This window comes from Pseudomonas sp. PvP028 (genome assembly GCF_017832255.1).
Classification (GTDB): domain Bacteria; phylum Pseudomonadota; class Gammaproteobacteria; order Pseudomonadales; family Pseudomonadaceae; genus Aquipseudomonas; species Aquipseudomonas syringae.
In genome coordinates this window covers 4,132,354-4,146,733 of the sequence record NZ_JAFIBL010000001.1, presented here as the reverse complement: position 1 = coordinate 4,146,733, position 14,380 = coordinate 4,132,354, and the positions used below count along the sequence as shown (strand labels likewise).

The 14,380-nt window shown below is 53.4% G+C and carries 7 protein-coding genes; all 7 read right to left on the bottom strand.

All coding sequences use genetic code 11. From position 1 onward, the window contains the following. The 7 genes from JOE34_RS18380 to JOE34_RS18350 all read right to left on the bottom strand — a co-directional run bounded on the left by JOE34_RS18380 (position 1) and on the right by JOE34_RS18350 (position 14,337). Positions 1–795 (bottom strand): Hachiman antiphage defense system protein HamA, encoded by a 795-nt coding sequence (locus JOE34_RS18380; RefSeq protein WP_054998276.1) that lies wholly within the window; start codon positions 793–795, stop codon positions 1–3. A 220-nt stretch (positions 796–1,015) separates the two neighbouring features. Then, positions 1,016–1,084, bottom strand: a complete 69-nt coding sequence (locus JOE34_RS25960; RefSeq protein WP_235662579.1) for a hypothetical protein — start codon at positions 1,082–1,084, stop codon at positions 1,016–1,018. Between the two features lie 176 nt (positions 1,085–1,260). After that, on the bottom strand, positions 1,261–1,998 hold the full coding sequence (avs3b, locus tag JOE34_RS18370; protein ID WP_054998275.1) for an AVAST type 3 anti-phage proein Avs3b: 738 nt from the start codon (positions 1,996–1,998) through the stop codon (positions 1,261–1,263). Beyond that, on the bottom strand, positions 1,976–8,245 hold the full coding sequence (gene avs3a / locus JOE34_RS18365) for an AVAST type 3 anti-phage nuclease/ATPase Avs3a (protein ID WP_209996350.1): 6,270 nt from the start codon (positions 8,243–8,245) through the stop codon (positions 1,976–1,978). The genes avs3b and avs3a overlap by 23 nt, the downstream gene beginning before the upstream one ends. A gap of 94 nt (positions 8,246–8,339) precedes the next feature. Continuing rightward, positions 8,340–9,095: a hypothetical protein gene (locus JOE34_RS18360; protein ID WP_054998273.1), complete on the bottom strand. Its 756-nt coding sequence runs from the start codon at positions 9,093–9,095 to the stop codon at positions 8,340–8,342. Positions 9,096–9,155: 60 nt separating this feature from the next. Beyond that, positions 9,156–10,709, bottom strand: coding sequence for a hypothetical protein (locus JOE34_RS18355; RefSeq protein ID WP_054998272.1), 1,554 nt, complete (start codon positions 10,707–10,709; stop codon positions 9,156–9,158). Positions 10,710–10,794: 85 nt separating this feature from the next. After that, on the bottom strand, positions 10,795–14,337 hold the full coding sequence (locus tag JOE34_RS18350; RefSeq protein WP_209996348.1) for a hypothetical protein: 3,543 nt from the start codon (positions 14,335–14,337) through the stop codon (positions 10,795–10,797). Positions 14,338–14,380 lie beyond the last annotated feature (43 nt).

Here is a 14,380-nt window from a genome sequence, read left to right as displayed (position 1 = left end):
TCAAATCACCGAAGCGCGTGCAGCTTGGAACGCGGCGTTATAGGTGGCGTGTAGGTCTGGAACGGAGATAACGACTAGGGTGAAATCGTCACTTGCTGTAGTGGGTGCAGTCGCGAGTTCTGCGGTGAGCAAGCTTTCACAGATGACGGCAACGGCGCGGTAGCGCTTGGTCGCAGATGGAGCGTCAACCGCATTGATAAAGCGGTTCAACAGCGGAATATTCACATCACCAAGATCTTCAGTAATGGATCGTTCGCGCAGCCAAACCAAGGTCTTGGCAAGCCGGCTTACCCGATCCGTTTCACAGTCCTTGATTGCGGTGGCTATGGGATTTGACGGAGCAGAAGTGGATTTGAGCTTAACCTCGGAGCACAGGATGACATCGTTCGCGCTCGCATTGGGGTGATCGGGCATCAGGAAATGGATGACATCCGATTTGGGGGCCGGTTTAGTCCTATCCTGTTTGAGCCGCCATTTCTTGGGGCCTATCGCTTCGGCCGGATGCTCCTTGGCTGACTGATAGAAATAACCTAGCACCTCACCAAAATCGCCAGCCATGGTTGATCCTGCATCCGGAAGCTTGCTGGAGAGAACTTCAGCAAGCGACAGTCCGGTGCGCGCGGCGGAACGGTGGAGTAGGTCATCAGTGATGTAGCAACGACGCAATGGCTCGGCAAGCGTCGCTTGCAGGAGCGCGACATGCGCGGCACTCATCCGAACTAGAACGTAGGGATCTTCTTGGCTGTGCGGAAACCAAGGCACGGCATTGCCGAAGTCGAACAGGAGATCATCCATGATTGCGATCCATATTTACCGCTGATGCCGGTATGGCGTGCTCGAAACTGAACGGCGGTAGCTGACCGCCATCTTGCCATGCTGGATCTATAAATCACCAGTGACCTCCCAGCGTTTCGAGAACTATTTGCTGCTCTGTATGAGGGAGGATCAGAGCCACCTAAAAACATCAGACGAAATGGTCAATGGCCTCCCGTAACATCTAGCAGAGAAGCCTCGGTTACAAGGTGGCCAGCTGCATTGCCGTTTGTTGGTCAGTAACAAGCCCGGAAATCCAGCGACCGCGCAAAGCTGCCAGGATCGCAGGGATTTTCGCTCACCGCCAGCAAACGCGATGATTGGTCGTTTAATGCACGCGATTTGCCTCAGCTAGCGCTACAGACGTTATGCTTTCTAACGTAATTCGTTAGCGTCCAGCGTCGGTTTTGAGCGCGAGTACAGGATTGAGGTCGCCAGATGCTGACGTCAATCTCCGCCTGTTGGCAGGCTGATTTCGGAGTCATCTTGAGCGTCTTGATCATCAGCGGGCAACTCGGCAAGTTGTGCATTGATGCCGGCCAGAGCATCCGAAGCTCCAGCGAGCAAGGCCTCCATGTTGAGTTTTCGGTCATTGAGGAGACGCCGGCGCTCACCATTGGGATTCGATCCATTGGTCAAATCTTCTCTGTCAGTGAGCATTCTTATTAAAGTGATATCCAGCCCGTCGTCCGCTCCCGCCTCGGTCGCCAACTGAACCCACTCCTTTGATGTGTCGAGAGCCCCTCGCGCCGCCTCGGCTAGGTAAAAGTCGATGGCTATTCTTGATGCCCGGTCAACGATCTTCGCCATTGCCACGTTGGCATAAACCTCCTCCGACTCTTTGTCACCCTCGCTCGGAGCATGGGATGGAGAGAAATATCGATAGTTCGACCCGTCAGGATCTAGGCCTTCTAAAACATCAAGGATCGGCTCCATCCCTGCAAAAGGGCTGCGTCCCGATGGTAGCGCGTGCCGGTGAGCCCAAAATGCTAATACGGCTTCACGAGCGTTTGCCATTTTGGTGGGGCGGTGGTCATCGCTGGCTGATTCAGCCTCTTGAATGAGCTCGGCAATGTGGTGGGCCATCCAGCGACCTAGCGTGTCAACAGAGTCCTCAAGTCCTTGCTCTGCCACCAGTTTTTTTCCGAGCGCCAAGATAGCCCTAGAGCGTTCGGACGGTTCCATCACTTCTGAAGATGTAAATTCGGTTGCTGGGTAAGATGTATTGGAGTTCATCTGCGACTGGATCTCGGTAATTTTGGTGGCGAGCAGTTCTTTCGACTTCAACCTCTACGACCAAGTCTTTGCCAACTGCTGTTAAAAATTCAATAACATAGGACATGGACGCCTCTAGCCGAACACCTTGTGCTTGATCAGAACCTTCATCGTATGGGGAATACCCCCACGTCTGAGAGCGCATGACAGGCACTGAGGATGAGGTCGTCAACCATATCCTGCGATCAAGGTCAGTCGACATGTTCATGAGTTCAACAACATACGCCGCCGGTTCGGGAGCTGGAAAGCCAATATTGCCGGCCCAAGGATCGCTTCTGTCCAGCCCCGATTCATGGTGCCGACTCTGTATCCACCCTTTGAGCACATAGGGTGGAGTGGCGAACTCCAATTCGTCGTCGACGCCAGGGATTCGAAAGTCGTGCGGGTGTTCTACGGTTTGAAGCGCACGCAGCAGAGACGCTGATGTGCTTGGTGATACCAGTGCTGAATGCACCGAGATTGCCTCCGAATGATTGACGTCGGCCCCAGACCACTGGCCCCAAATCGTGAGCATGCCTGGGGTGGGATAGAGGCCACGCTCAAAGTCCTGGGCTGATATAGATTTTAGCCAAGCATCAGCCTCATCCCGCTGCGGCCAGTCATATCGGATAGCAGGTTCCGGGTCTCGTCTATCGGCAAGCCATCTTCCATCTGTGCGCGCAATATCGTGTCGAGAAAGCCATTCTACAAACTTATTTTCATTCGACTCATCATGACCTCCGACTACTGGCTGTGTCGACAATAGACGGCCGGCAGTGATCATCATCGCGTGATAGGAGTGGTAAAAACTCAGGTCATCAACGCGCGGGTAGGTACCGTGGCTGCTATTTGTATCCTCATAGCGGTATAGCTCTGCTTTGTTTCTAAGGTCGGCATCCCAGCGATGTGCGCCTGTGTAACCTAATTCGCTGCGCAAACTCTTCTGCGTCTCGCGGCACACCTGAGATTGTTTCAGGCCAAAGCAGCGACCAAGTGGCGCTAGCCAATACTGATCGAAGTCCCTTCCCGAGAAATTGCGATCGTCATTATTGGAAGCATTGCTTTGCGAGAGGGAGTTTTGCGTCTGAGCAACGCCCTGGCTGGCGCTTTCACCTGCGCATATCTTCACCAACTGCTGCTCAAGTTCCGAGGGGAGAGTGACGAGTTTGTGCTCGATCAAAGCCATGACTGAGCGGGCGGCAAACAGTCGAATCAGTACGTGTTGCTGGTTCGGATCAGCCTGTACCAGCAAACAGTCTAGATGCGGGATGAATGCAGCTGGGTATTCCAGCGCAGCGCGTGAAGCAGCTACCAACAACCACTGTTGAGCATGAAGACTATAGAACTCGAATCGAGCGTCTCCGTACGGCATCTTTGTGTCACTGACTGCATGGGCGAACAGCTCGCTAAGGATCTGATGTCGGTTCAACGCACAAACCCCAACCACCGCGTGAGCGGCTTCCCACCGCGTGGCTGCTACCGGCGAGGCCAGTCCCGCCCAAATGTAGCCAGCCAGTGCCCCCTCAATTGAAGCGGCTGGAAACAGTTGCTGATTCCAAGGCCCGTCTCCATCGCCTTCCTCCAGAACTGCGTCGAATAATTTGAGGCCGTAGGATAAAGCGTCCAATGCCTCGTCATTGGATAGCTTGGGAGCGAGCAGGCCTACGAGGCTGAAGAGGCGTTCCGAACCAGCGAGCTCGGTCGACTCAGCGATTGCACTTAAGATCACGTCCAGTAACTCAAACTCGCCGATACCGGATTTCTGATACGCGAGATCGAACGGCATAACCTGGTAATACCGGTCACGCCTGATTTCCATGCAGAGACGTCGGCACACAGTCTTCAGCATCCTAACCAGCGCGTTGCGAATCGCCGGACGCGCCGTCCATTGGGTTGGAAGCGTTTCCAGAAAGCTGCGTAAATCCCACAATCGAAATTCCGCAACATGCGCGAAGGCCTCAATGAAGGACGGCTGCTGCCCGACCGAGATGCGTTGAACGCATTCGCTGAAAAAAAACTCCATGTGAAACGGCGGCTCACCCGCCCTGTATGTTTGATGAGCGGCCGATATTCCGGTTGATGTCGATAGGTCACAACCTACAAACACAGCGTCCCATTCATTTTGATCCCGAGAACGCCCCGTTTGAGTGCCAACACTGCTGGATGGGCTGTGGACACCAGATGCCTCAGCCTGGATTGTCCTGGTCAGGCGCTGGCTTAAACCCGGAAGTGTCACGCCCAGAGATTGCGAGATGGACTCTAACGCCTGCCATTTCGCTGCGGTCTGTGTTTTGAGCGTCATATAGCGATAAGCACGCTCAACAGCTATTACCTTGACCTGGCTATCAGCGCCCCCCTCAAGTACCGATAAGAGAATTGCGATTTCGTCCCAATCCGCCCGAAAGACAGTCAGGGGGAGGGCGTCCAAAGGCTCAATTTGCTTATTAGCCAAGAGCCTGCGGGTTGCAACCTCCAAAATTCTGCTTTCATCCCCAAACCTACGGTCACGCCAACGACTCGCGATGGCCAATGTAGAAGAGGGGCACAAGCCTGTCAGAGCGTCTATCGTGGCGTTCCACGCGAAATGTTTATCTCTGTCTACGTAATCTCGAGTCACTTCCGCGCAACGAGAGAAGTTGTAAGCTACTTCTGGTGCCGGGCGCGCCCCATTTGCCGCGCGTTCAGCCAGCTGAATCAGAGCCTCCCAGCGAGCGAAATTTTCGTCACCAATTTTGCTTGCGACCTCGACGGCCTCGTTGAAATAAGCCTCGGCATCGACAGTACTGATTGGGAGCAGTGAGCGGGCGACGTCAACAAGCCCTTCGACCAAGTGTCGTGCATCAGAACGCTCAGTACGATGAATTGACGCTGCCTTCTCAGCCATTTCAAATGCTAGGTTTTCAGCTCCAGCAACAGTAGCGAATAGACGTGTGAGCCGGTTGAGGGTCGGGGTGAACAGCGGACGGCTTAGGGTCGTCGTCCAGGCAACCAGCTCGGCTATGGTTTCCTGCCGAGCCAGTCCAGAGGTAAGGAGGATGTCTAACCATAAGATCACGATGTCGTTAGCTGTGTGCGGGTATTCGCGATATCGATTGACCTGCAACTGGGCAGATGTCGATTTGGCTTGGACGATGGCCTCGTTAAGCTGTGACTCGTCTACAGGGTGTGTAAACGAATGCGCCCATAATTTAACCCACGGAAGCAGTGGGCCAATGTCTGCTTCAAATTCCCGAAGCTCCTGCGATTTGCTGTGAGATTTGACAGCTTGCATCTCCTTTCTAAGCTCAGGCGACGCCACCTCGATCAACTCTAGAGGCTTCTCCGATAGAGCTGCGTGTAAGGCACAGGCGCGTAGATAGGGAGTCGGACTGCCGCCCAGGCGTGATGAGAGATGAGTTGGCGGTTGCAGTGGCAGATAACGCTCTAGTAGGTCGCGAGCCTCAAGGGAATCGCAAATCTTGTGGCAATACGCAGTCTCAACCAGGGCTACGATCGCTTGCAACGGAGGTGCACGATCCGAGTCACTGTTATTTGCTCGGATCTGCTGACGGGCCAAAAGCTTGTATATCCGCTGAGTCGGCTCTACGGATAGCAAACGGTTTTGCTTCCTGGTTTCCTCCGCCAGTGCGAGCACTAGCGGCATATTATTCCCAGCCGCAACCGCAAGCTCATCAAGCTGTAGATATCGTCCATGATCTAGTAGGCGCTGCGCTACAACGCGTCCTGCGGTATAGGATATCGAGCGCGGGCTCCATCTCCGCAGGTTCAAAGCGGCTTGGTCTGCACCGTTGATATTGAGTTGAGCAATTGCCATCATGGCTCGATCCTCGTCCGTCACAGGCTCACTTTTCCGTGCTTCGGGGGATAGCCTGGCCCAGTTACTCAGCCACTCCTCAGCCATACGAAGGCGGCTACGAGCTTCTCCCCTTAGTTCCTCATAACCGGAAAGAATTGCCGCCTCGTACACGTGATGAGAGCCAACCCATCCGGATCCGAAGGTACGGCGCGAAACAATCTCCTGCACGCTGTTACTGTCCATAAAGGCAGAGACCAGGTCTGTATTCTCCTGCAAGAGCGCGCGTTGTCGTTCATCGCCAGCACTTTCGCCTCCAGCCTTCAGAGCTAGCTTGGCCGCCTCAGGATACCGCTGGATACGCAAACTTGCCTTCAACGCAAATTGGAGGCGCTGGAGTTCGATGTCACGACGCTCAACCGGGCCAGAGTCGGGAAGTCCATTAGACGTCAGTGCCAGATCCACAAGCTCAGAGAATTGACCAGCTTCCAGCATCAGTTGCGGCATTACACCCGCGACATATGTGCTGGTTGAGCTCAGCTTAGCCAGATCATTAATGAAGTCCTTCAGCTGAGATGCGCCGGGCCGAAATCGTTCACGGAACCAGGTTTCTGCAGGCTCATCAAAAAATTGGATTGTATTTCCATTGACGATGAGCGGCCGGCCAAGATCGAGAGCAAAGCTCCTAACCAACGAGGGCTGCACACCTGATATCTCGGCTAGAACAGTTATCGGTACCAACGGACGTAACGATGCAAGTCCAGCACAAATCAAATCGATCTGGGTTCGCTCGAGGGTACCGGCCGTGTCGCGTAGCTTGGCGATGGACGCTTCCAGAATCGTATCAATGACACTGTCCACGGTCGTCGGATTCGGCCCAAGCAGGCGTAGCATTTCTGGAAGTGTTAGCTCTCGAGATAGCGTCAGTGCCTGGACTCGTGGGTTGTGTGAGCTTAACCGGTGAAATTCTTCGACATCGTGTTCGGAAGCATCCGGGAATTTTTGATGCAAATGTGCAGCCGTTTCCTCGACAGTGAATGCACTCAGACCAAGCGACAGTGCCTGGGGAGGAGGGTCGAGCAGAGACTCCCGGTGAGGCCGACACAAGGCGACTAGTCGAACACCTTCAAGCAGAGGTTCGCGTAGCAGATCGCGAACAAACGATCGGGGCTCGCCAATCTCTTCAGCAGCCATCTGCGCGTTATCCGCAGCGTCTACGATGATGCAAAGCAGTGCGTCTGCATTCTTTGCCCGGAGCATTGAGACAGCCTGTCTTACACGGTGCATAAACGCGCGCATGTAGGCGGAGATATCTGCATTTACCGTTGGAATCAGGAGGTGACATAGCCCGAGTGCAGAGAGCTCGTTAGCGAGTTGAACCAAGGCTATCCGATGGCCGTGACGGTAGCCTGTTACGCTGCGGTACTGACCATTACCGAAGCAATCGTATAGCAAGCTTACCGAGCCTTCAGGTAGGTTGCTGCCAATATTCGTTGCGAAGACTGACTTGCCGATACCAGCATCAGCATGTACGACCACAGGTACACCAGCTGCCTCAATGATGGATCTGACGATCATATCTTCATGTTGGCGAGGGATCACTTGGTCGATTTTGTTGATCAGGCATGGGGCTGGGAACAGTTGAGCCTCATCCGTGCGCAACTCCCGGAACATGTCCATTTTAGTGATGGATGGATTATCCGCACTTTCAGACAACGCCTTACGGTTGACCAGCTCTTTGAGACGAATAGGGGCGTCAACATCCATATCTGGTAGGTAGCCACTGACATCTTGAAAAAGGATGTTCCTTTGAGTCCAGTAATTATCGTGCGATCCGTCCAATCGGAGCATCTGACAGAATGCTGCTAGCCCGTCACCGTTTAGCGATGTGAATGCTTCAAGCTTTCTTAGGTTGCCCGGATGCCGAGCAGTCCTTTGCGCAGCCGCATCCTCAATCGCCTCAAGAAACTCGGCGCTGATAGTGCGGTTCGTGACGAACCAAAACTCAAGTCTTTCCCGTAGAGGGACGCCAGGGAGCCTTCGTTGAAGCTCCGCATACCGCTCAGCAAACCCATGAATCGTCTTTTCCAGACCGCTCGGTTGCCACACCTCATCAACCCGTAGCGTAGAGTGCTTGAGTTGCATGTAGCGAACCAGTGTTGCGTGTTCTAGATCAGTGTCGCCGTAATATTCAGCGATATCGATGAGTTGATCACCGACCTCAACTTGCTCGGCACCGGGAAACTCGCTGGTTGCGGCTCCTTCAATTGTGACCGCGACTAGGCCAGATTGAGGCCTCAGAAGCTGCAGTGCACGGCGCGCGGCCCAAAGGTAGTGAAACTGATCGCCGTCTCGGCTGGCACGTACGAGCATGCTTTCGGACATTTAGACACTTCCCTGATTCAATACAAAGCAAAACGCTGTGGGCGAGGAATACCTTGCTAAAAAACAATTTGAGCCCATATCTTGTGAGACCAGCTTACCTCGGGCCCTCAAGCCAACTCCCATAGGCCATAACCAGTTCCCAAGCAAAGGATCGAGCGAATGAATATTGTGCTGGATCAGGCTCCGCCAAAGGGGATTTCGCTAATCCGCGATGCCTGCTTACGGTTGACGGGGTGTTGCAGATCCGATGGAAATCCCTGACGTGGGGTAGGTTAATGCCAAGCGCCCCGCAAATGTTGTGGTTGCTCCCAAACCGGGTGGCTAGGGCTTCCAGAATTTCATAGAGGTGCGTGAACTCGTTGTCTCGATCTTTTCGGGACTGAGCAAGGCTAAGAAGTAGGCGAGAGAGGACATCATCCGTTGCATGCCTTGCAAGGAGCTCGGCGTTTGCCTCTGCACTTGCGAGCTGGTCAAGCTCTGAGTCAAAGGTCACGACCCCATTTTTGTCGATGACTTGGAAATGCAAATAGTCGGCTATACGTATCCCCGCATGGGCTTCCAAATGAATTTCGGTCGGTCGTCCATCATCATGAGTAATCGTCAGTGCAGGCCGATCTCTAAAATCAAGAGACGCTGATGCCAAATGCTCGAAAGGTGCTACTCGTGCTTTTATCACGGCCAGCAGCTTCTGCTTCATATCTGGCGCCAACCGAAAGGTAGACTCATCCATCTGAGCCCGCGCACTCCCATTCTGGATAACGAATGAGGCGCCTAGCGCTTCGAATTTTTGCGCGCTGCCGATCAGGTTGGTCGGAAGGTAACTCCACTCCAACAACGCCACACTGCTCAAGTAATTTTCTCCAGGTGATGATGCCGGCGCGTGAAGCTTCGGAATCTAGAATATGATCGACTATGAACCAAAGCGGAGCATCGCGGGGACGAGGTTAAGAACAGGCAGATTGTTGGTGTACCTGTCGAGCACAGGCTCTATCTCGGCCAGGATGCGCTCTTCATCCAAATCGTCCTCACGGATTACTGTCTTGTACAGCGACTCCACCATTTTGGAGCGCAAGGCAAATTTACCCTCGCGTGTCGGGGTCATCGCTCCCGTAACGGCGACAACAGCTACGTATGCTTTACCTCCGATGACGAGGCTCAGTGGAACCAAACACACGGCCTCGAACGGCTCGAAGACCCCTGAAAGACTCAGTGTCACGGTAGCATCTATATCACCGCGCAAAAAAGATGCAGTGCCCCCGATTGCTTGGAGATGTGTTACGAGGTCAGTCGGAGAAACACACAGGCTTCCTCGATCTCTGAAGAGTGCCTTCAGCTCAAGCAAGGTTTCTGCAAGACGCAGTGGCACGCTATAATCTCTGAGGCTCGTCGCGGCTGTTAGGGGCATTACCGCGAGCTTTCCGTTGAATTTCAGCTCAACTGAAACTGCCTTTGGGTCATGAAGCATGCAAATGATCTGGAAGAGGGCGCAGAGCTGTTCAAGCTCGACGGGTGTGTCATCATCAATCGTCACTTTAAAATTGCTGTTCGATCCATCTTCGCTCATGAGCAGCTCGAAGTTTCCTCCGTCGACGCGAATCCTCCTTAAATGCGGGGGAAGCGAATTGTGCATTGCACTGACGTATAAGGATGCTGGCATCTCGGCACGCACCCCACTGGAACCGTCGCGGAACGTCACTGACCCCTCAGCCGCGGGCCCGGATGGGTGCACCTCCAGAGTCCCCGTCAAACCCTTATGCAGGTGCAACGGGTCTGCCAGGCCAAAGCGTTTGGGATGGAAGTTTAATTTCGCAAGTTCGACGATCCCTCCCATGCCCATCGTCGCATCGGCCAGGGCAACCAAATACTCGAGGTCTGTAAGCTCAAAAGTCATCGTCTGGCTATGACTGTCGTAGCCGACGGTTTGCAGAAATCGCAGCTTGCGCTCGGTGTACCGTGAAGGCGAACGACCTACAAATTTGACGAGAGCCGATTTGAATGAAGCCGGCTCTACCAGACTGATCTCCAGGCCTAGGTCAAAATCGATCCGCAGTTTCTTTCTATGCAGAACATTGCCGTTACCCTCAACGATGTGCACATTGACCCGTTCTAAGATCTGCCCAATGAGCATCTCGTCAACATGGCGGATAAACGCTCTATGAGGTAGTGGGCCACTCGAGTAGTCGACAAGGACATAGAAAGCAGGCAACGGGTTCGTCGCCATTTTCCTGAGGTTGGACAAAGTGACGTCAACCGTCAGCTTCTTAGATCGAGTTGACTTGACCTGCACGGTGCCGGTGATGATTGGCTCATGAAGTGTCGACTGGCTGAAATACGCTGCATCTTGCTCGAGCTCGATCAGTACATCCCACCCATGCCTATCGGTCTGGCTTTTGTTCGCTGTGACCCCGCCATCTGTGCAGAACGACATAAAGTGAAGCTCACCGCCAGTACCAATATCCCCCATACATTCCTCAGTAATTTTGACGCTCAAACCATCTAGCAATGAATTGACCCGCCGCCGATGCGGTGACCACCTGGGAGGACGCCCCCTATTTCTCGGCGGCCATGTTGGTAGCACGAATTTTATCCGACAATTCGATAATTGAGTGAAGCGGGGTGTGGAGACGCCAAAGAGGCTTGGCTGTTTGGGAGCCGCCCCAGTGCTCGATGGCCTTGTCGACCTTATCTGTATCAATCACAACGGCCTGATTCAGCCAGCAACTCAACAGTTCGGCCGCTGACGCGCTTGTGTTTTTACATTCTGAGCAAAGAAGGCTCAGCGCGATCTCAATCACTTCAGGGCAAGGTTGCATATTTGAGGATCGCAAGACATGAAAGGCGGCACTCAAGTCACCCGTTGATTCACCAGTCAGCCGTCGCCGAGCCATGTCGGTCAACTGGTTTGGATGGTGAACGGCCACTAGGCGCAGCACAGCGCTGAGTGAAGCCCCACTCGAGGCGGGGAGCAGTATTTCAAGCTCTGACTTCGTCACGGGGAATGACGAACAAATCCTTGCGGCTAGCCTACATAGCCACTCTGATGGATGCAGGAGGGCTTGCTTGACCAAAACTAAATCATACGGAGGCCTTGCGCTATCAACTGGAGTGAGCTCTTGAATATCCACATCCGGCAGGACGTCAGAGATCGAGCTTACGCCTCCCAGATAAAGGTTAAGGAGCTTGCTGCACTCTTGCTGAAGTGAAGCGTGATCCAGCGGAAGAAGCGAAGCAATATATCTCAGCGTGCTCTTAGCAGATGCTGCCTCATAGGGCGTACCCCAGCTGTATACGTCGCTTGCAGGGCTATTCATGAACCCAGATGCCCTCAGGAATCCCGCCAACTGGGGGAGTGAATGCCGCCCCTCTGAGATAATTTCGAAACGATGATCATCCGGTATGAACGCCTTTGCGACTGCGAGGGTTGCGCTCATCCCGACATCGCGAAAGCCTGGATCTATGAGCGGTAGCGACACCGAATTGGTTGATGAGCCTGATCGATCCCAGGCGGTGGGTACTGGCGCGATTTGACGCGATTCCAAATGTTCGTTGATGTAGATGATAAACCCAAGGTTGCTAAACACCTGATCCGGCAGTGTCAACGCAAAATCTCGCGCCTCGGAGTCTGGACAAGCCTTCAGACAATTTGACGCTAGACGCCGCAGTAGCTCCAGGTCGTGTCTCTCTTGCTCCGGTTTTTGTAAAAGCCGTCCAGAGATGGGCGCAGGCACGGTAAGTGATAGTTCCTGAAGTAAGGTAGCACCCTGGACACTATCGTTCATTGATCGAGAGAATAACGCCCATGCCACTAGCCTGACTGCCGGGCTCGATACATAGAGGCGCTTGGATGCTTCAGGGATCACCAAATCAGCCGGCTGGCCTACGATGTCTGAGAGAGCTACACCTATTGTAAATATGTGCGTGTCATCATCATCCATCGCTTTGAATGACAAGGCTATGAGCCTGCTTATTCGGTGCTCAGCCACTACAACTTCTGGCTTGCTGAGCAACGCAAGGGCGCGATTTAATTGGCTGGCATCGCCTTCGGCGTGTCGGGCAAGACATATATCAATTAGCTTATCAGCCAGGCCCAGACCTAAACCAAAATTGACGACCTCATGCATATCCTGGCGATCAGCTGCTTGATCAATAATCTGCAGTGTTTGTTGATTTAAATGGCGTCCCGCCACAAATTCGCAGAACGACTTGTGGATGAACGCGATCATTCGGATGTCGCTATGGAAGAAAGTTTCCACCAATCCCATGCGTTCCCAATGGCTCAACGCGTCCCTGACGAAGCCCTTGGACAGCAACAGTGATCTCTCAAGTAGCTGCGCCAAATCCGCAGCTACCTCCGCAATTAGCTGATCCAGCGGCAGCAGCGGGTTCTGAATCAAGTGCCATCCGGTCAAGTCAAGGACTTGGATTGCGATATCGATTAGCTCTCCACCATCCGATGCTCGAGGCTGATTCTCAGCGCCCTCAAAAAGCCTAATGAGCTCCCGGTAAAGCTTCACTCGCGAGGTGGGCAGTGCACGCTTGCGCAGAATGAGTACTGCAGACATTCCTAATAGCTGTGGACTGATAGCAAAGCCGTTGCTTGCTGAGTTTCGCCGTCCATAGCTAGTGGGCAGGTGAAGAGCGGCACTCGGGAGATCCTGCGGCGCGATAAGCTTGAGCAGTTTTTCCACATTTTCAGCTCCGTCCTCAGCTTTAGGAGGCAGGAGCGTGTAATGAGCCCAGTCTTTTAGAGCGTTAGTGGCATATCCGATTGGTCTTGTGGTAACCACGATCCTTGTCGCGGGATAGCCCGATGCGAAGCGTCGAATATGCTCAGCAATTAGACGGTGATCCTTACCGCACTCATCCAATGCATCCAGCAGGATGACCCAATTATAACGTCTGTCGTTGATAGCATCTCCAACCGGTATCCCAGAGCCATCAAAGGACGTGTTGACTAGCGATTCGGTAAAAGTTTTACCCGCGTGGATACCCGCAACGATCGATTTGAGAGGCGCGCTCAAAACCATAAAGCCATCCACAGAGTACTGGTAAGCGAGTGCCCGTAGCATAGTTGACTTGCCTAAACCTGGCCCTGCAACGACTACCGCCTTCCTTCTAAAGCGTGCAGTCCACAGGGAATCAAAGGTGTCACCTCTATGCTCTCGCTCATGGATTTTTTGGTAACGCTGCAAAGCGGATAATGCGTCTGCTGTTTCCGCCAGCTCAAACTCTCGATGCTCAAGCTTCATGGGGAGCAGGTATTCGATTGGGATGCGGGGCCCGGCGCCGATGATTGCATAGTCATTGTGGGTATTACTGACCCACTGGCCATAACGGTCAAGCAAAGCGGCAGGGCTGCCATCGTTGCGTAGCTTGATGCCTCTTGTTCGAAGCAATTGCACCAGATCTCGCAGCGTCCATCGCCCGCGATTCTCAATCAATCTTAATGCCCGGTAGCCTAGGATATCGAACGCTGCGCAAGCATCAGTTTCATCCACACAAATTAATCGGAGGACATTTTTTGCGGCACTGATGTCCCCGTTTTTTGAGATAAGAGTATCGATGACACGGATCTGCAGGGATCGGCACACAATCTCCACTGATAGATTATTGGTTAGCAGGAGGTTGTGAAATTCGTTCCCAATAGCAGTCAGCCTATCTGCGCGGCCTTGCCCCATTCGCTCGATATCGTTTGCGAGGTCTTCTCTAATGACGGCGCTGGTATCTGAGGCTACCGCCAAGATACCGTAGGCGAGTGACCCGTCATGAATGGCTTGTGCCAGATCCATGAGTGCTGACCAGAGCTTGTCACGGTGTTTCAGACCTTTTTTGGCTTGCACCTCGATTGCGCTGCCGTCTGTAAGCTCAATCCGCAGATCGTCACCGGCTCCCTCGCTCTCAGCCCAAACAGCAGAGGGAATATCAATGCAGACACCATCAAGCCAGCCCAAAGGGCTGCCATGCAAAATATGGCTCGCGACAATGGCTGTCAGCGAGGATTGAAAATTGGCACCGCCACCAAAGGCTGAACCTCCTCCAGTTTTTTTGCTTTTCAGCTTTTCTGAAAAGGCTGAATCGGAATGTTCTGTCATCTCAATGAGTCAGTCAGGGATCTATGTTTGAAACTGTCTGCAT

Bases quoted from the DNA above. Each gene is read 5' to 3' on its own strand.
- JOE34_RS18380 (WP_054998276.1), bottom strand. From the start codon at position 795: ATGGATGATCTCCTGTTCGACTTCGGCAATGCCGTGCCTTGGTTTCCG.
- avs3b (WP_054998275.1), bottom strand. From the start codon at position 1,998: ATGGAACCGTCCGAACGCTCTAGGGCTATCTTGGCGCTCGGAAAAAAA.
- avs3a (WP_209996350.1), bottom strand. From the start codon at position 8,245: ATGTCCGAAAGCATGCTCGTACGTGCCAGCCGAGACGGCGATCAGTTT.
- JOE34_RS18355 (WP_054998272.1), bottom strand. From the start codon at position 10,709: ATGGGGGATATTGGTACTGGCGGTGAGCTTCACTTTATGTCGTTCTGC.
- JOE34_RS18350 (WP_209996348.1), bottom strand. From the start codon at position 14,337: ATGACAGAACATTCCGATTCAGCCTTTTCAGAAAAGCTGAAAAGCAAA.